The following is an 18,315-nucleotide window of genomic DNA, read 5'->3' as shown; positions in this document are numbered from 1 at the left end:
ACGTAGTACAATAGACAATAGGTCCTTCAGGTTAAAACTCTTTAGATTATTAGAAATTACTCATGTAGCTGAAGCTTGCTGAAGTCATGGGCTCTAAATTCCAGGTTCTCCGCAAAAAGGACCAAGTTGTCCCGATGATCCGTTTCTGGCCTTCCATGGTGATCGCATTTATTTCGCTGGCGGCAGTTTTGTTCGGTACGCTTTCGTCCTACGCGGACAGCTGCGGCGCGATCAGAAGCCAGTTGCTTTCGGCTGGCCGCAGCGGCGGGGCGAGCCCGGAGCTTGCCCAGTTGCGCCGGCAACTTGCAGCCATCCAGACTATCGAGAGACAGCGCCAGTGCACGGCGAAAAGTTCGCTTGGTGGTCTCTTCAACGCCTGCGCCGATCTCGCCAGGAGCCGCTCGGATGTGCAGCGCCGGATCGCTGCCGCCGGGAATTCGGGCCGCGACACAGCGGGCCTGCAGGCGCGCCTCGTCGCGCTTGGCTGTGCGCCTTCGGCAAAGCAACGGCCTGTGCGCGCCGCGCCCAGCACCCAATCGGCGACCACCACGTTCGCCGGCAATGCGATGCTGTTTTGCGTGCGTCTGTCGGACGGGTATTTTTTCCCGGCGCCAAAGTCGCAGTTCGCCGCCAGTGGCGATCTTAAGGAGACGGTCGATCAATGCCGTTACATCTGCGATGACCCCGGCGTCGACCTCTACACGTTGAGCGACGCCAGCCTCGAAACCGACCAGATGACCGCACTCGACACGCGCAAACCCTATACCGAGCTGCCGGCAGCCTTCAGATATCGCGATGATGCGAATTTCAAGGCATGCGACGTCAAGCGCTACTACCAGCGGGTCACCGAACTGCGAGCCAGGACCGTGACGCCCGCCAACATGCGCAACGCCATTATTCCGCTGCCGACGGCGAAGCCGGATCTTGGCACGGTTGCGGCCGTCGCCGGGATCGATGCCGAAGCCCCAGGTGCCGCCCAGCACCTTTCGATCGAGGCCGGCGAGTGGCCGGTGCGCGTGGTCGGCCCGGCATTTTTCCCGGCCGAATGATCGCCGGTCTTCCTCGATTGGCGATCACCGGTGGCGGCGTGCCTGCTGCGATGCGGTTGCGCGATCCCTCTGGAACAGAGGGGCACTCACGGCGTTGTGATCGACATCAGCCGGGAGGAACGCCGTGGCTACGTTCAGGGAAATGCGGGTGCTGGAGATCGTCGAAGACGACTTGCTGACCACCGAACAGAAAATCGCCGAACTGCGCGAGATCGAATCCGAGGCGCGTGGGTTGCAGCGGGCTGCCTCGGAGGGTCCAATGGACGACGATGACGGTTGGCAGGAAGATCTGCGTCAGGTTCGTCTTGCACTCGACAAGCTCGGAGCGAAGGAGCCGAAAAAAGGCGCTGCTTCCCTGTGAAGGCCGGGTCACCGAGCTATCCGCGGATCGCGTTTTGTTTGATCGAATCCCGCTTTTAGGACCAAGCTCCAATCTAATCGCAGACCATGCGAGCTCTCTTGCCAGGCTCGCTGACGTTCCTGCAGGTCAGCGATTTCGCCGGCGCGGATAGGGACGCCGACGCAGGCAACCTCGTCTGGTGCCGTCTCGGTGCGGCATGGCTGACCTTGCGCTCGGAAAAACGCCGGGGCGGCTGCGGCGCCACCGGAAAAGCGCCGTTTTCGACCTCGGCTTGCCCATAGTCGACATTCGGTGGCGGCCGGTCCCAGAAGCGCCGGACATCGAGCGGCCTTGGGATGACGACCGTGCCGTCATAACTGCGCGAGCAACCGCCGCCGAAAAGCAGCGCCAGCCCCATGAAAAAAGGCACAATCCGTCCAAGCATCAGCAATACCCCTGCCGTTGCTTATATAGCGGGTTCGACCCTGCCGACAACCGGGCGGAATGAAGCAGACCCTGCCGCCCAATCCTGTCTAACCAACCGTTAAGGTTAGCGGATCCTTAATGCTTCTCGGGCACATTCCGCCGACGAACCGCGGAGGAGGGTTCGGCCTTGGTTTTCGGGGTGGGGACGGCATGGCGGAAGCGAACGAAACAATCGGCGCGCGCGGCAAGCGCGGGCCTCGCAGATCCACAGCGCATGGCGATGATGCATCATCGTCCGCCTCCTGCATGGATTCGAACGATGCGCTTCGCCAACTCGTTGAAGCCGGTTCCGACTGGGTCTGGGAGACCGACGCCGAACTGCGCTTCTCCTGGCTTTCGCAAAATTACCAGGCAGCCACGGGCATTGATCCGGCAAACGTGCTCGGCCGGTTCCGCTTCGACTTCCTCAACCAGGTCCTGAACGGCGATCGCAGTGGCGCCGCGCATCTGGAGGATCTGCAGGCGCACCGGCCTTTTCGCGACTTCGTCTACGAACTCAAGGGTGGCAACGCTGACTGTCGCTGCGTCTTGACGTCAGGCTTTCCGAAGTTCGACGACGAAGGAAGATTTGCCGGTTATCGCGGCATCGGCCGCAACGTCACGGCACTGGCGGGCGCCTTCAAAGGTCCGGGGCCGGGACCATCGGCCGACGGCGAGCCCGACCAGCATCTTGCCGACCTCGAGCGGACGATGGACGCCATGCATATGGGCGTCGTGCTTCTCGATGCCAGGCTCGACACGCTGATCATCAACAAGGCTTATCGCGACCTCTCGAGGATTCCGGACGGCGCTGTTAGCGTCGGCGCTCCGTTCAGCCTGTTGATGGAGCTCAACCGCCGCAGCGGCATCTATGGCGACATCGACGAACGGCAATGGCAGCGCTACCTCGCCACCCGCCTCGACGAGATTCGCGCCGGATCCGTCGCGCCGCGCGAATTTGTCCATGCCAACGGCAGGACGATGATGTTCTCGGTGACGGCGTTGTCCGGGGGCAGGCGGCTACTGACCTATTATGAGGTTACCGAGATCAAGCAGCGCGATGCGGAGATCAAAAGCGCCAATGCCAAGATCGCAGAGACCTTCGCCAGTCTCCGCAGTATGGTCGACCAGATGCCGATCGGTGTCCTCGTCCTCGACGCCAATATGCGCGCCGAGATCATCAACCGTGCTTTCTATGATTTCTGGCAGATCGACGTCCGGCGCGCCGAGATCGGCTGCAGCTTCCGCGATCTGATGGACGCCAGCCGCGACATCGATCCGTTTGGTGCCGACGATGCATCATGGCAGCGGCATGTCGCAGAGCGCGAGGCGGAAATCAGGGCCGGGATCGCCGCCTCGCGGCAGTTCCCGCGCAATGACGGCCGCACCCTGATCTCGTCGATGGCGCCGCTGGCCGGCGGCAGGCGGCTGATCTCCTATGTCGACGTCACCGACATGAAGGACCGGGAGGCCGAACTTGCCGACGCGCTGGAGAAGGCGCGGCTGGCGGAGGCGGTGATCAACGCCGTCAAGGATCCGATCTTCGTCAAGGACGACCATCTGCGTTTCGTCTTCGTCAACGAGGCGTTCGCCGCTCTGTTTGGCCAGACGCCGCAAGCCATGCTCGGCAAGCCCGGCGGCGATTTCCTTACCACAAAGGACACCGCGCTTTTCGAGCAGAGCGAACGTGACGTCCTTGCGACCGGGCGGCCGTACGAAGTGGAAGAGAATTTCGAGGCCGATGGCGCCAGCCGATCGCGCATCGTCAGGAAGAGCCGCGTCGGCATGGCCAGCGGCCGCAACTATGTTGCCGGCTTCCTGTTCGACATTTCCGACATGAAGCGCCGCGAGACCGAGGCGCAGGATGCGCGCAAGCATCTCGCCAGCGTGCTGGAATCCTTGCCGGCCGCCGTGATCATCTACGATAGCGACGACAGGTTCGTGTTCGCCAACCGCAAGATCCAGGATACGCTGCCGGCCTTGAAGCCGGCATGGCAGCCCGGCTGCACATTCCGCGAGGCACTCGTTCTGGGCCATGCGAACGGCTATTTCCGCAACAGCGGCGATCCACAAGTCGACCAGCTCTACGACAGCGACCATGACCGCTGGCTGGATGCGATCCTCGCCCGCTACCGCTTGCCCAATTCCTGCTACGAGCGTCATAACCCCGACGGCCGCTGGTACCAAGTCTACGACATGCGGACCGATGATGGCACCTTCATTGGTGTTCGCGTCGACATCTCCGAGATCAAGAGCCGCGAGGCGGCATTGCGCGATTCGATGCGCCAGATCGACCTGTTCCGGCACGTGATGGACGAGTTGCCGGTGGCCGCCTTCATCAAGGCGCAGGACCTGAGCATCGAATTCGTCAACAAGGCCTGGTGCGCGATCACCGGCTTGGCCAAGGAGGATGTCATCGGCCGCACCGACCGGCAGTTGTTCGGTGCGCAGGACGCCGATGGCTACAGCCATGACGACACGCAAGTCGTCGTGACGGGCGCCGTCAAGGAGGTCGAGGAACCCGTCACCCATCGCGACGGTACGGTTCGGCAGTTGATGACGCGCAAGAGCCGCCTGGTGACGCTGGACGGGTCGGTGCATCTGGTCGGTTCGAGCACCGACATCACCGACGTCAAGGCGCGCGAGCGTGCGCTGGAAGAAAGCATGCGCGAGAACGAGGTGTTCCGCAGCCTGATCGACAACGTGCCGGTATCGATCTACGCCAAGCGCTCCGATCTCCGGCAGTTCTATGTCAACAAGGGCTGGTGCGATCTCACGGGCTTCCGCAAGGAAGAGGCTATCGGCAAGACCGACATCGAGATTTTCGGGCCGGATGGCGAGGCTTTCGTCAATGGCGACCTCGCCGTGCTGCGCACCGGCGAAACCCAGGAGGTCGAAGAGACGGTGACGTTGGCCGACGGCAGCGTCAGGCATCAATTCGCCCGCAAGGGCGCGATGATCGCCTCCGATGGCTCGCTCTATTTGATCGGCTCGACCACCGACATAACCGAGCTGAAGATGCGAGAGGCCGAACTGCGCGAGGCGCGTCAGCGCGCCGTGCTCGCCGACCGCGCCAAGTCGGAATTCCTCGCCAATATGAGCCACGAGATCCGCACGCCGATGAACGGCGTGCTCGGCATGGCCGAACTGCTGGCCAAATCGGACCTCGACCCGAAGCAGAAGACGTTTACCGACATCATCGTGAAATCGGGCAATGCGCTGCTCACCATCATCAACGACATCCTGGACTTCTCCAAGATCGATGCCGGTCAGCTGGTGCTCGATCCGGCGCCCTTCAATCTGGCCGAGGCGATCGAGGACGTGGCGACGCTGGTGTCCACACGGGCCAAGGAGAAGGATCTCGAGCTGATCGTTCGTGTCGAGCCTCGGCTCGAGAGCCTGTTCGTCGGCGATGTCGGCCGTATCAGGCAGATCGTCACCAACCTGCTCGGCAACGCGGTGAAATTCACCGATGAAGGCCATGTGCTGGTCGACGTCACCGGCGAGAGCGTTCCAACCGGAACGAAGCTGACGATCTCGGTCACCGATACCGGTATCGGTATCCCCGAGGAAAAACTGAAACTGGTGTTCGAGAAATTCAGCCAGGTCGACACCTCTTCGACGAGGCGACACGAGGGGACCGGTCTCGGCCTCGCCATCACCTCGCGGCTCGTCGAGCTGATGGGCGGCGATATCGGGGTCGAAAGTGCGGAAGGCAAGGGTTCGACTTTCTGGTTCTCGGTGACGCTGCCGAGGGCCGGACAGCAGAACGGACAGCGCATCATGCCGATCGACGTGACCGGTGCGCGTGTGCTGATCGTCGACGACAATGCCGTCAATCGGGCCATCCTGACCGAACAGATGACATCGTGGACGTTCGATTCCTGCGCGGCCGAAAGCGGCGCCGAAGGCCTCAAGGTGCTGATCGCCGCCGCGGCCTATGGCGTGCCGGTCGACTGCGTCGTGCTCGACTACCAGATGCCTGAAATGAGCGGCGCCGAAATGGCGCGGATCGTGCGCAACACCGCCGGTCTTGCCGGCACGCCGATCATCATGCTGACCTCGGTCGACCAGTCGCTCGCCAACACCTGCTATCGCGATCTCGGCATCGATGCCCAGCTGATCAAGCCGGCGCGCTCTTCGGTGCTGCTGGAAACGCTGGTCGCCACCATCCAGCGGCATCGCCACAATACTGGCGACACGCAGCCGCTCGCGGCCGACGCCACTCCAGGCAATGTTGCGCGGCCGCAGCCCTCGGCACCGTCCGAACAGCGGGCGCTGCTGCAGCCGCCTTCGATTCGCCCCCGGCCACCGGTGGCGGCTGGCGGCGACAGGCTGGATATCCTGGTGGCCGAGGACAATGAGGTGAACCAGATGGTGTTCACCCAGATCCTCGGCGAGACCGGTTATGGTTTCGAGATCGTCGGCAATGGCCGCAAGGCGCTCGACGCCTTTGGCCGGCTCAACCCGTGCATGATCCTGATGGATGTCTCCATGCCGGAGATGAACGGTCTCGAAGCAACCGCCGCCATTCGCCGGCTGGAGGAAGAAACCGGCACGCATGTGCCGATCGTCGGCGTCACCGCGCATGCGCTGAAGGGCGACCGCGAGCGCTGCCTGGAGGCAGGCATGGACGACTATCTGCCCAAGCCGATCAGTCCCCGGGCGTTGCTCGAGAAGGTCGAGCGCTGGGTCGGCGCCAGCCGGCAGGCGCAGCGCAACGCCGGATAAGGCCGGCTCTGCCCGAGTGCCGGGAATACGGCGAAGATTCGCGCCCCTGTCAGCGGCCAAGACTATGGTGCGATCGCACCATATGAAAGGCGGCATCCAGCCGAGACAATGGCGACATACGAATTCCGCTCTTCCCAGTTACGGGCGGGAGCAGCGACCGCCGGCATGAGACAGCGTCAACCTACCCCAACGGACCTGTTTTCGGCGATGGCCCGGCCACGACACCGTCTGGCTGAGAGCAACGCGCTCCCGTCCGGCTTTTCTTCATAAAGGCCGGCTGATCTCCAAATCGCCGGCCAGCCTCGACCGAATCGAGCAAGTCCCTGATTCCGGTGACAAAGCCGGGCTGCGTCGGGAGTGCCGGCCAGGCGGCATTCTGCTCATCCCGATGACGCGTTACCGGGGTGACATCAAACTGTCATGCGACTGTTATAATCGAAGGCTATTGGCCTCAGCGGGTGCCGACTGACGAGCGCCGAGAGACCATCTTCCGAACAGGAGCAGGCCACATGAAGAAATTCCTCTATACGGCGTCGGCCGCTGCGCTTGCGCTCGCCGCGACGTCCGGCTTCGCCGCCGCGCGCGACCAGATCCAGGTCGCCGGGTCATCGACCGTGCTACCTTATGCCAAGATCGTCGCCGAGCAGTTCGGCGAAACATTCACCAACTTCAAGACCCCGGTCGTCGAATCCGGCGGCAGCGGCGCCGGCATCAAGGAATTCTGCAAGGGCGTCGGCGAAGACACGATCGACATCGCCAACTCGTCGCGTCCGATCAAGGCGGACGAACTCAAGTCCTGTGCCGACGCCGGCGTGAAGGAAGTCCAGGAAGTCCGGATCGGCTATGACGGCATCGTCTTCGCCACCGACATCAAGGGCCCGGACTGGGCGCTGGTTCCCGCCGACATCTACAAGGCGCTGGCGGCCAAGCTGGTCGTCGACGGCAAGCTGGTGGACAATCCGAACACCAAGTGGAGCCAGGTCAATCCGAAGCTGCCCGACTGGGACATCGCCGCCTACATTCCGGGCGAAAAGCACGGCACGCGCGAAGTGTTCGAGACCAAGCTTCTCGATGCCGGCTGCGACAAGGCTGCTCTCAAGGCTGCCGGCATTGCCGACGACAAGGAAATCGGCAAAACCTGCATCGCCATCCGCAAGGACGGCAAGGCCGTCGACATCGATGGCGACTATACCGAGACGCTCGCCCGCATCGACTCCAACAAGACCGGCGTCGGCGTGTTCGGCCTCGCCTTCTATGAGAACAATGCCGACAAGCTGAAGGTCGCCACCGTGGAAGGCATCGTGCCTTCGACCGAGACGATCGCCAGCGGCAAGTATCCCGTCTCGCGCCCGCTGTTCTTCTACGTCAAGAAGGCGCATCTGGGCGTCGTTCCCGGCCTCAAGGAATATGTCGAGTTCTTCCTTGACGACCAGATGGTTGGCCCGGAAAGCCCGCTCGCCGAATACGGCCTCGTTGCTGCTCCGGATGCCGAGCGTCAGGCCCAGCGTGACGCTTTCGCCGCCGGAAAGTCGATGTAATCAGCTGCCGAACCGGGGTGCGGGCCAATCCCGCGCCCCGGTTTCATCGCAGGCCGCAACGGCGGCTGCGTAAGAATTTCTCTTGGGGTGGGTCCATGTCCTTGCTCGTACTGGCCATCGTCGTTGCCGTCGGCCTGGTTGCCTTTTTCATCGGCCGGCAACGTGCCGCGGCCCAGGACAATGGCAAGGTCAAGCCGCATTCGCGCGCCCACTATCATGGCTGGTGGGCCTTCCTGCTCGCCGTTCTGCCTGCTCTTTTGCTGCTTGCCGTCTGGACCGTCGGGTCTTCCATCTATCTGGACCGACACATTCACGCTGCCTTGCCCGAGCGCACCGTCGACAGCAAGGTTGCCAGTGAGGCACTGGACGTCAGCCTGGTAAAGAGCCTCGCCAGGGGCCTGCGCAAACTCGATGCGGGCACACTGGCCGCAATGCCTGCCAGCTTTGCCGAGCTGCAGCCGCTGCTCGCCGCCAAGGGTGTGGCACTGGCGAGCGACACGCAGGATTACATGATCCCGATCGCCGTCGAGGCGAACAAGGTCCAGGACCGGCTCGGCCTGTTCGGCGCCATTGTCATTCTCGTTTCCTCGATCGCCGGCGCCTTCTATGCGCTCAGGCAGATCGAGCCGCGCGCCAGGGCACGCAACAATGTCGAGAGGCTGATGCTGTGGGGGCTGCTTGCCGCCTCCACCATCGCCATCCTGACCACCATCGGCATCGTGCTTTCGATGCTGTTCCAGACGATCACCTTCTTCGAAAGCGTCTCGCCGATGAGTTTCTTCTTCGGCACCGTCTGGGATCCGCGTTTTGCCGCTGCCGGTTCGGGCGGCAGCCAGGGCCAGTTCGGCCTGATCCCGCTTCTTGCGGGCACGCTCTACATCGCCGCCGTCGCACTGCTGGTTGCGGTGCCGGTGGGGCTGATGTCGGCTGTCTACATGGCCGAATACGCAACGCCCAGGGTGCGCTCGGTGGTCAAGCCGGCGCTTGAACTGCTGGCCGGCATACCGACCATCGTCTACGGCATCTTCGCCGTCGTCACGCTTGGGCCATTCCTGCGCGACCTGTCCGCGGCACTGACCGGCGGTTCGCCCTTCATCCAGGGCCAGAGCATCTTCACCGCCGGCCTGGTCATGGGCGTCATGCTGATCCCGGTCGTGTCCTCTCTTTCGGACGACATCATAACCGCGGTGCCGCGCGCCATGCGCGACGGGTCGCTCGGCCTCGGCGCGACCCGCTCCGAGACGATCAAGCGGGTGATCCTGCCGGCTGCACTGCCCGGCATCGTCGGCGCCGTCCTGCTGACTGCCTCGCGCGCTATCGGCGAAACGATGATTGTCGTGCTGGCGGCGGGCGTCGCCGCCAACCTCACCATCAACCCGTTCGAGGCGATGACGACCATCACCGTCAAGATCGTCAACCAGCTCACCGGCGACCTCGAGTTCAATTCGCCGCAGACGCTGGTCGCCTTCGCGCTCGGCCTGACGCTGTTCGCGCTGACGTTGGTGATGAACATCGTCGCGCTCTACATCGTGCGCAAATATCGGGAGCAGTACGAATGACCGACATTTCCATGGATACGATGGTCAGGGCGGCGGCCCATCCGCGCCGCGACATCGGCCTGAAGGCCCGTTACGCTGCCGAGCGCCGATTCCGCATCTATGGCGTCGTGGCGATTTCCGTAGGCCTGGCGTTCCTGGCAATCATGCTGATCACCATCGTCTCGAAAGGCTACACCGCCTTCTGGCAGACGACGGTATCACTGCCGATCTCGTTCGACGAGAAGGTGATCGATCCTTCCGGCAAACGCGCAACCGATCCGAGCGTTCTGATCAAGGCGAATTATCCCAAGCTCGCCGAAAACGCGCTGGTGGCCAAGCTCGGCATCAATCCCGACGATAAGCCGGCGATCAAGCAGCTCAAGGGCTTCCTGTCGGAAGGCGCCCGCGTCCAGTTGCGCGACATCGTTGCCGCCGATCCGTCCGTGATCGGCACGACGCGCGACGTCAACATCCTCGCCGCCGCCAATCTCGACTCGGCTTTCAAGGGTCAGATCGACCTCAGCGTCGAGGAAGCGCGACGCAAGGTCTCGGACCAGCAGATCACCTGGATGAACAAGCTCAAGGCCGAGGGCGCGATGGCCGAGCACTTCAACAGCGGCCTGTTCACCTACGGCGCCTCCAGCCGCCCGGAAACCTCGGGCATGGGCGTGGCGATCATCGGCTCGTTTTATATGATGGTGATCGTGTTGCTGCTGGCGCTGCCGATCGGCGTCGCCGCCTCCATCTATCTGGAGGAGTTCGCCAAGAAGAACCGTTTTACCGACCTTATCGAGGTCAACATCAACAATCTGGCCGCAGTGCCGTCAATCGTCTTCGGCTTGCTCGGCCTCGCGGTGTTCATCAATTTCCTGGGCATGCCGCGCTCTGCCGCCTTCGTCGGCGGCCTGGTGCTGACGCTGATGACGCTGCCGACGATCATCATCGCGACGCGAGCCGCACTTGCAGCGGTGCCGCCGTCGATCCGCTCGGCAGCTCTCGGTCTTGGCGCCTCCAAGATGCAGATGGTGTTCCAGCACATCCTGCCGCTTGCCGCGCCCGGCATCCTCACCGGCACCATCATCGGTCTGGCGCGTGCGCTCGGCGAAACCGCGCCTCTGCTGCTGATCGGCATGGTCGCCTTCGTCGCCGATCCACCGACGACGCCTTTCGATCCGGCCACCGCGCTGCCGGTGCAGATCTATATGTGGGCGAACGAGGCCGAACGCGCCTTCGTCGAGCGTATGTCCGGCGCCATCATCATCCTGCTCGTCTTCCTCATGGCCATGAACATCACCGCGATCGTGCTTCGGCGTCGGTTCGAGCGGCGCTGGTAGAAAAAAGGCATCTTGGTATGAACATCATGACCGAACAGTCCCTTGAAAACGCAGTGGGCGACAAGATGAAGTCGAACGAAGTAATCAAAATGCGCGGCGACAAGGTCGGCGTGTTCTATGGCGAGAAGCAGGCGCTGTTCGACGTCGATCTCGACGTCCGCCTGAACCAGGTGACGGCGCTGATCGGCCCCTCCGGCTGCGGCAAGTCCACCTTCCTGCGCTGCCTCAACCGCATGAACGACACCATCGATTCAGCACGGGTAACCGGCAAGATAACGCTCGACGAAGAAGACATCTACGACAAGAACATCGATGTCGTCGAACTCAGGGCGCGCGTCGGCATGGTGTTCCAGAAACCCAATCCGTTCCCCAAATCGATCTACGAGAACGTTGCCTATGGTCCGCGCATCCACGGATTGGCCAAGCGCAAGGCCGACATGGACCAGATCGTAGAGTCGAGCCTGAAGAAGGCGGCGATCTGGAACGAGGTCAAGGACCGTTTGCAAGAACCTGGCACGGGTCTTTCCGGTGGCCAGCAGCAGCGTCTGTGCATTGCACGCGCCATCGCCGTGTCACCCGAGGTGATCCTGATGGACGAACCGTGTTCGGCGCTCGACCCGATCGCCACCGCTCGCGTCGAGGAACTGATCGACGAACTGCGTCAGAACTATACCATCGTCATCGTCACCCATTCGATGCAGCAGGCAGCGCGCGTGTCGCAGCGCACCGCGATGTTCCATCTAGGCTATCTGGTCGAGGAGGGCGCCACCGACAAGATGTTCACCACCCCCGACGACAAACGCACCCAGGACTACATCACCGGCCGGTTCGGCTGAGCTCAGGCATACGAGGGACGAAGATCATGGGTGAACATACCGTCGCATCTTTCGATGAGGATCTGGAGCAGATCAGCCAGCTGATCCGCGACATGGGCGATCTCGCCCGCTCGATGGTCAGTGGCTCGACCAGGGCTTTGCTCAATTCGGACAATGCGCTGGCGCAGCGCGTGGTTTCCGATGATGCCATCATGGATGCACGCCAGCGCGAGCTGGACGATCGCGCCATCACGCTGATCGCCAAGCGCCAGCCAATGGCCAACGATCTGCGTGCGGTGGTCGGTTCGATCCGCATGGCCGGCGACCTTGAGCGCATCGGCGACCTTGCCAAGAACATCGCCAAGCGCGTCGGCACTGTCGGGCTGAGTGTCACGCCGCACGACCTTTCGCATTCGATCGACGCGATGGCGCAACTGGTGCTGATCCAGGTGCAGGGGGTCGTCGACGAGTACGCCGCCGCCGACCCGGCAGCGCTTGCCACGCTCAGAAACAATGACGAACGCATCGACGTCAAATACACCTCGGTGTTCCGCGAGCTGCTGACCTACATGATGGAAGATCCCCGCAACATCACGGCGTGCACGCACCTGTTGTTCTGCGCCAAGAACCTCGAGCGGATCGGCGACCACGTGACCAACATCGCCGAAAATGCCTACTATGTTTTGACCGGCACGCAGCTGCCAGCCAATCGTCCGAAGCAGGACGAGACGGCAATGTCCGCGCCAGCGGCATAACAGGGGTGACCAGCCGATGATCGCACCACGCATCATGGTGGTGGAGGATGAGGAGCCGCTAGGCGTGCTGCTCCGCTACAATCTTGAATCCGAAGGTTACCAGGTCGAGGTGGTGACGCGCGGCGACGAGGCCGAAATCCGGCTGCAGGAGAACGTTCCCGACCTTCTCGTGCTCGACTGGATGGTGCCGGCGGTTTCCGGCATCGAACTCTGCCGGCGCCTGCGAATGCGCCCAGAGACCGAGCGGCTGCCGATCATCATGCTGACCGCGCGAGGCGAGGAAAGCGACCGCGTGCGCGGCCTGTCGACCGGCGCCGACGACTATCTGGTCAAGCCGTTCTCGACGCCGGAGTTCATGGCCAGGGTCAAGGCGCTGCTGCGCCGGGCCAAGCCGGAAGTGCTGTCCAGCGTGCTAAAGGTCGGCGACATCGTGCTCGATCGCGAGTCGCACCGGGTCTATCGCAAGAAGAGCGAGATCCGGCTCGGGCCGACCGAATTCCGCCTGCTCGAATTCATGATGCGCCACCCCGGCCGCGTGTTCTCGCGCAGCCAGCTGCTCGACAATGTCTGGGGCGAGACGATTTACATCGACGAACGCACTGTCGACGTGCACGTCGGCCGGCTGCGCAAGGCGGTCAACAACGGCCGCATGCCTGATGTCATCCGCACCATCCGTGGGGCGGGTTACGCGATCAGGGAAGACTAGGTGGCTGTTCCGTCCCGATAGATCGTGACCGGGAAAACTCGATTAGCACGTGGTCGCCAACAGCCGCGAAGAGTGGAATGTTGCACTCGTCTCATCGATGGGGAGCGAGCACGTGACGCTTTGGCCCAAATGCGGTCATTCGAAACCTGATGAGGATGACCGCTCTTGGCGGTACGTCGCCATCTTGCCCGCAGACTCCGACCAGAAAGCCATGCAAGAATAAATTTGAGTTAACTTAGATATACGTTCGTTAAACGACGTGTGTTCTGCATAAATATACGATTTTACTAAATTGCTTCAATTTACATTGAGCCATCACCTCCTTATTCATTATCCGCCTTCCGATTATTGCGGTCTCGGATCGAATGACGATTCCGTGGAACGATCTCGTTCCTTGCAGCGTTGCTTTGGGAGCGGTCGCCGGACCTTTGACCAGGTCGGACACCATGAGGAAGGATTTCTGATGAGCACGGTCTTAAACGCCAAAGGCATCCCTCTTGCCTACACCGGCGCTTCCACTCATTGGTTCTCGGCCACCGGGTCTGGACCGGAACTGCATGGCACCTCCGGCAACGACTCCTTCTGGGGAGACACCGGCGTCACTGTCACGATCCACGGAGGCGCCGGCGACGACTACTATCATCTCTATTCCACCAACAACAAGGTGGTCGAGGATCCTGGGGCAGGGATCGACACGATCGACACATGGATGAGCTACAAGCTCCCTGACAATTTCGAGAACCTCGTCGTTACCGGCACCAACCGATTTGCGTTCGGAAATGCGTTGGACAACATCATCAAGGGCGGGTCAGGTCACCAGACGCTGGATGGCGGCAAGGGAAATGATGTCCTGATCGGCGGCGATGGCGCCGATACTTTCGCCATCTCCAAAGGTAATGGAAGCGATCTTATCTTCGATTTCGGTGCGACCGATGCGCTCCGCCTTAACGGCTACGATTTCACTTCGTTCGATGCCGTCCGTTCACAGATGGTCCAAGTGGAATCGAACGTGATGCTGAACCTCGGATCCGACGAAATCCTGGTGTTCAAGAATACGACCATCGACAAGCTGCAGCCCACCCAGTTCGAACTTCCGATAGACAAGTCCGCAATGACGCTGTCCTTCTCCGACGATTTCAACACGCTGAGCCTTCGGGACGGGCAGGACGGCACCTGGAATTCCAATTTCTGGTGGGGAGCGCCGAACGGCAGCACGTTGAGCAGCAATGGTGAGTTGCAGTGGTATATCGACGCCAATTATGGCCCGACGAGTTCGGTCCATCCGTTCAGCGTTGAGAACGGCGTCCTCACCATCACCGCCGCGCAGGCGCCGGAGGACATCAAGCCTCTGATCAACAACTACGAATACACCTCGGGGATCCTGACGACCCACGACACCTTCTCGCAAACCTACGGCTATTTCGAAATGCGGGCGGATCTTCCTGAAACAGCCGGAGCCTGGCCGGCGTTCTGGCTGCTTCCGGAGGACGGATCGTGGCCGCCGGAGCTGGACGTTGTCGAAACGCGCGGCCAGGACCCGAACACGCTCTACATGACGGCGCATTCCAATGAGACGGGAGCGCACACGAAGGTTTCGTCAACGGTGAACGTTGCGGATACCGACGGTTTCCACACCTATGGCCTGCTCTGGACGAAGGATGAGCTTGTCTGGACCTACGATGGTGTAAAGGTCGCTCAAGCAGCGACGCCGGCCGACATGCACGATCCCATGTATATGCTGGCCAATCTCGCGGTGGGCGGCATTGCCGGCCAGCCTCCTGACCATCTGGCTACGCCAGCGGAGATGAAGATCGACTACATCCGCGCCTATACGCTGGACGACCTGCAGCACCACCCCTTGGACATCGCCGGCGACCATTCGGTCTAAGCGACGCCCTTATGTTGGGGCCATGAGCCGTTAGGAGCGCGGGAATGATTGCACGGTCTGATCTGCGGGCAGTCTTGAGGCGCGCCATCGCCGATGTCGGTGTTTTTTCGTTCCTCATCAACATCCTGCTATTGGTGATCCCCCTTTATCTGTTGCAGGTCTATGACCGCGTCCTGCCTTCCTCCAGCGTCGAGACGCTTCTTTACCTCTCTGCTATCGCGGTTCTCGCACTCGCCTTTCTCGGTCTCCTCGATGCGGTCCGCTCCGTTTACACGCAGCGCGTTGCAGCCATTGTCGACAACAGACTGGGCGCGAGGACATTCGCCGTCTCGCTGGAGGCTAAGTACGCCGGGGGAGCAGCCCTGCCTCCACTGCGCGACCTTGCCTCGGTATGCGCCTTCATCAGGTCACGCGGCGCGGCGGTCTTGTTCGACCTGCCGTTTGCTCCGTTCTTCCTCGCCCTGCTGTACCTCATCCACCCTTTGCTGTTCTGGCTTACGCTGGCGGGATCTGGGCTGTTGCTTGCGATGGTCCTGGCAAATCAGTTTGCCATCGGCAAGAATGATGCCTTGTCGGCGGAACGCTCGGCTGTTGCCAGCCTGTCGGAGCAGGCCTTTGCCCGGAATGCGGAGACGCTGCGCGCCATGGGCATGATCCAAAACGCCGCGCGAGTGTGGGGAAGGCACGTGGCGGAGGCGCTAGTCCTGCATGACCGTTCGTCGATGGCCAACGCGATTTTCAGTGGAACGTCGCGAGCCGTACGCATGATGCTTCAGCTAGCAATACTGGGTGTCGGAGCATGGCTCGTGCTGCAAGGGAAGATGACGGCCGGCATGATCTTCGCGTCTTCCCTGGTGTCGTCCCGTGCGCTGCAGCCGCTCGACCAACTGATCGGGTCATGGCGGCAGATCGTCGACGCCAGACGATCGTGGAAGCGTTTGGACAAGGCGCTTTCCGCCCATCCGGCACATGCGCAAAAACTGACCTTGCCGGACCCGTCCGGCGAAATTGTCGTGCAGGGCCTCATCTTTGTCGCGCCGAACGCCACGCCAGGCACCGAACCCATCATCAAGAGACTGAACTTCCGCATCGGCGCAGGCGAAGCGGTGGCGATAATAGGTCCGAGCGGAGCCGGCAAGTCCACCCTGGCAAGATTGCTTGTCGGTGCGATTCAGGCAACCAGCGGCTGCGTCAGGATTGACGGCGCCGATCTCAGAACCTGGGACGAGAAGCAGCTTGGCCGGCATATCGGATATCTCGCTCAGGAGGTGGAGCTCTTTCCCGGATCGATCGCGGAAAATGTCGCCCGCTTTGAACCCGATGCGAATGACGCCTCTATCGTCGAGGCAGCAAAGAATGCCCGGGCGCATGAGCTGATACTGGAGCAGCGAGACGGCTATCAGACCAGAATAGGTTCGTCGGACAGAACACTGTCGGGCGGCGAACGCCAAAGGATCGGGCTGGCGCGCGCTTTTTACGGCAATCCGCATGTTCTCGTTCTGGATGAGCCCAGTACCCATCTCGACGGCAGCGGCGAAGCCGCGCTCGAAGAAGTGCTTGCCGCCGCGAAAGCGGCGGGCGTTACGACAATCGTGATAACGCACCGCCCTTCGGTCGCCGCAGCCTGCGACCGCGTGATGCTTCTACGCAGCGGAGTGATCGAAGCCTTCGGTCCAAGCGGCGACGTGATGCGGCAGCCGATCGCCGGCATCGGCCTTGCCCCACAGCGCAGCATGGCGGTGACAGGGTCTTTTGCAACGACGAACCGCGGCACCCCTCATAGTGTCCGCTTTGGATCGTAGAAGATGACAGCACAGAGCCTCGTCCGGGAAGGCACAGCACGCACCGACATTCGCCGGGTGGCATTCACCGGATACGCGGCAATGGCGATATTGGTGGGTTGCTTTGGCTATTGGGCGGTCAGTGCACCGTTGTCCGGCGCGGTCATCACGCAAGGCAAAATCTCGGCGACAGGCGGGAACATCCTCATCCAGCATCCCGAGGGCGGCATCATCCAAGAGTTGCTCGTCCATGAGGGTGATCGCGTGCAACAGGCCCAGGAACTGATCCTGCTGGATCGAACAGCCGCGCAAGCCGAACTCAACCGGCTGACGAGACAGTCGATCGCGTTGAAGGCCAGCGCTTCGCGGCTGGAGGCGGAACGCGACGGGTTGGATCGGCTTGCGCCAATCACAGAGGCTGCGCCAGCACCGTTCCAGCACAATTTCGAGGTCCTGGTTCAGGAACAGCGGAAGGAATTCAACGCCAGGCTCGCCCGATTTCGATCCGAACAATCGATCCTCAGGCAACGGGTTGCCATGCATCGCCAGTCTGTTGTCGGGTTGCAGGCCCAGAAACAGGCCATTCAGCAACAGGCCGAAGTCGTGAAGAAAGAACTGGGCATCAAGACCAGCCTTTTGGACAAGGGCCTCACCAATCGCACCGAATATTCGCAGCTTTTGCGTAGCGAGGCAGATCTCGTCGGGCAGGCAGGGGCGCTGGAGGCAAATCTTGCATCGGCCAACACCCAGATCGTCGAAGCGCAGGAGCAGATAGAGCGCCTGACCACGCAACGCGTGGAGGAAGCCCTGACGAAACTCGACGAGGTACGTTCTTCGCTGGCTGACATTGACGAACAGATGCGGGCATCCGAGGCAGTGCTGCGGCGGACGACGATCAAGGCGCCAGCGGCGGGCATCGTGGTATCGTCCACCTACAATTCCAAGGGCAGCGTGATTGCCCCCGGCGAGAAGATCATGGAGATTCTGCCTACGGCATCGGGCTTGATCGTCGATGCACGGCTGCCGCCGAAAGACATTGACCAGGTTCGTGTCGGCCAGCCGGCAAAACTGCGACTATCAGCGTTGAACATGCGGCTCACCCCTGAGATTTCAGCCATGGTGACACAGGTTTCCGCAGATCGGCTCATCGATCAGGCTACGCATGAACCCTATTTCCGCGCCAAGCTGAAGATTGCCGCCGACTTGCCGCCCGGAGTGAAAGCGGAGCAGCTTTACCCTGGAATGCCGGTAGAAGCGTTCATCGGCACCGGCGAACGGACCTTCTTCGAGTATCTCGTACGGCCGATGCGCGATTCCTTCGCGCGCGCTTTCACGGAGCGGTAGATGTTGCGGACCGCGCAATTTTGACCCTGGC

13 protein-coding genes are annotated in these 18,315 nt (G+C 61.8%); 12 read left to right on the top strand and 1 reads right to left on the bottom strand.

The window, feature by feature from the left end; genetic code table 11:
* The first annotated feature begins 134 nt into the window (after positions 1 to 134).
* Positions 135 to 1,049, top strand: a complete 915-nt coding sequence (locus NKI21_RS20225; protein ID WP_352866941.1) for a DUF2865 domain-containing protein — start codon at positions 135 to 137, stop codon at positions 1,047 to 1,049.
* Between the two features lie 124 nt (positions 1,050 to 1,173).
* A complete protein-coding gene (locus NKI21_RS20220) occupies positions 1,174 to 1,410 on the top strand; it encodes a hypothetical protein (protein ID WP_352611786.1) in 237 nt (78 codons plus the stop codon).
* A gap of 73 nt (positions 1,411 to 1,483) precedes the next feature.
* Here the strand turns inward: NKI21_RS20220 and NKI21_RS20215 are convergent, their stop codons facing one another.
* On the bottom strand, positions 1,484 to 1,834 hold the full coding sequence (locus NKI21_RS20215; RefSeq protein WP_023810980.1) for a hypothetical protein: 351 nt from the start codon (positions 1,832 to 1,834) through the stop codon (positions 1,484 to 1,486).
* A 191-nt stretch (positions 1,835 to 2,025) separates the two neighbouring features.
* On the opposite strand from NKI21_RS20215, the gene NKI21_RS20210 reads away from it, so the two are divergent.
* The 10 genes from NKI21_RS20210 to NKI21_RS20165 all read left to right on the top strand — a co-directional run bounded on the left by NKI21_RS20210 (position 2,026) and on the right by NKI21_RS20165 (position 18,284).
* Positions 2,026 to 6,585: a PAS domain-containing protein gene (locus NKI21_RS20210; RefSeq protein WP_352866938.1), complete on the top strand. Its 4,560-nt coding sequence runs from the start codon at positions 2,026 to 2,028 to the stop codon at positions 6,583 to 6,585.
* A 509-nt stretch (positions 6,586 to 7,094) separates the two neighbouring features.
* Positions 7,095 to 8,123 carry a PstS family phosphate ABC transporter substrate-binding protein gene (locus NKI21_RS20205; protein ID WP_023810982.1) on the top strand — a complete coding sequence of 343 codons (1,029 nt, stop codon included), beginning with the start codon at positions 7,095 to 7,097 and terminating at the stop codon, positions 8,121 to 8,123.
* 95 nt (positions 8,124 to 8,218) lie between these two features.
* The gene (gene pstC / locus NKI21_RS20200; RefSeq protein ID WP_352629260.1) at positions 8,219 to 9,682 is read left to right on the top strand and encodes a phosphate ABC transporter permease subunit PstC; all 1,464 of its coding nucleotides are present in this window, start codon (positions 8,219 to 8,221) and stop codon (positions 9,680 to 9,682) included.
* Positions 9,679 to 10,995 carry a phosphate ABC transporter permease PstA gene (gene pstA, locus NKI21_RS20195; RefSeq protein WP_023810984.1) on the top strand — a complete coding sequence of 439 codons (1,317 nt, stop codon included), beginning with the start codon at positions 9,679 to 9,681 and terminating at the stop codon, positions 10,993 to 10,995. The genes pstC and pstA overlap by 4 nt, the downstream gene beginning before the upstream one ends.
* A gap of 17 nt (positions 10,996 to 11,012) precedes the next feature.
* Entirely contained in the window at positions 11,013 to 11,831 is an 819-nt protein-coding gene (gene pstB, locus NKI21_RS20190; RefSeq protein ID WP_013529271.1) for a phosphate ABC transporter ATP-binding protein PstB, read from the top strand.
* Between the two features lie 26 nt (positions 11,832 to 11,857).
* Complete coding sequence (phoU, locus tag NKI21_RS20185; protein ID WP_127413489.1) at positions 11,858 to 12,565, top strand: phosphate signaling complex protein PhoU; 708 nt, start codon at positions 11,858 to 11,860, stop codon at positions 12,563 to 12,565.
* A 16-nt stretch (positions 12,566 to 12,581) separates the two neighbouring features.
* Positions 12,582 to 13,271: a phosphate regulon transcriptional regulator PhoB gene (gene phoB / locus NKI21_RS20180; protein WP_010911896.1), complete on the top strand. Its 690-nt coding sequence runs from the start codon at positions 12,582 to 12,584 to the stop codon at positions 13,269 to 13,271.
* A 463-nt stretch (positions 13,272 to 13,734) separates the two neighbouring features.
* Positions 13,735 to 15,159, top strand: a complete 1,425-nt coding sequence (gene eglC / locus NKI21_RS20175; protein ID WP_352442041.1) for an endo-1,3-1,4-beta-glycanase EglC — start codon at positions 13,735 to 13,737, stop codon at positions 15,157 to 15,159.
* A gap of 74 nt (positions 15,160 to 15,233) precedes the next feature.
* Positions 15,234 to 16,961, top strand: coding sequence for a type I secretion system permease/ATPase (locus tag NKI21_RS20170; RefSeq protein ID WP_352866934.1), 1,728 nt, complete (start codon positions 15,234 to 15,236; stop codon positions 16,959 to 16,961).
* A gap of 3 nt (positions 16,962 to 16,964) precedes the next feature.
* Complete coding sequence (locus NKI21_RS20165; RefSeq protein WP_352442043.1) at positions 16,965 to 18,284, top strand: HlyD family type I secretion periplasmic adaptor subunit; 1,320 nt, start codon at positions 16,965 to 16,967, stop codon at positions 18,282 to 18,284.
* The last annotated feature ends 31 nt before the right edge of the window (positions 18,285 to 18,315 follow it).

The organism is Mesorhizobium sp. M0715 (assembly GCF_040320355.1).
Taxonomy (GTDB): Bacteria; Pseudomonadota; Alphaproteobacteria; order Rhizobiales; family Rhizobiaceae; genus Mesorhizobium.
Note: the sequence above shows the minus strand (reverse complement) of the source record. Positions and strands in the feature narration are given on the sequence as shown.

Excerpts from the sequence above, each read along its gene's own strand:
- NKI21_RS20225 (WP_352866941.1), top strand. The coding sequence starts at position 135 with ATGATCCGTTTCTGGCCTTCCATGGTGATCGCATTTATTTCGCTGGCG.
- NKI21_RS20215 (WP_023810980.1), bottom strand. The coding sequence starts at position 1,834 with ATGCTTGGACGGATTGTGCCTTTTTTCATGGGGCTGGCGCTGCTTTTC.
- NKI21_RS20210 (WP_352866938.1), top strand. The coding sequence starts at position 2,026 with ATGGCGGAAGCGAACGAAACAATCGGCGCGCGCGGCAAGCGCGGGCCT.
- NKI21_RS20205 (WP_023810982.1), top strand. The coding sequence starts at position 7,095 with ATGAAGAAATTCCTCTATACGGCGTCGGCCGCTGCGCTTGCGCTCGCC.
- pstC (WP_352629260.1), top strand. The coding sequence starts at position 8,219 with ATGTCCTTGCTCGTACTGGCCATCGTCGTTGCCGTCGGCCTGGTTGCC.
- pstA (WP_023810984.1), top strand. The coding sequence starts at position 9,679 with ATGACCGACATTTCCATGGATACGATGGTCAGGGCGGCGGCCCATCCG.
- pstB (WP_013529271.1), top strand. The coding sequence starts at position 11,013 with ATGAACATCATGACCGAACAGTCCCTTGAAAACGCAGTGGGCGACAAG.
- phoU (WP_127413489.1), top strand. The coding sequence starts at position 11,858 with ATGGGTGAACATACCGTCGCATCTTTCGATGAGGATCTGGAGCAGATC.
- phoB (WP_010911896.1), top strand. The coding sequence starts at position 12,582 with ATGATCGCACCACGCATCATGGTGGTGGAGGATGAGGAGCCGCTAGGC.
- eglC (WP_352442041.1), top strand. The coding sequence starts at position 13,735 with ATGAGCACGGTCTTAAACGCCAAAGGCATCCCTCTTGCCTACACCGGC.
- NKI21_RS20165 (WP_352442043.1), top strand. The coding sequence starts at position 16,965 with ATGACAGCACAGAGCCTCGTCCGGGAAGGCACAGCACGCACCGACATT.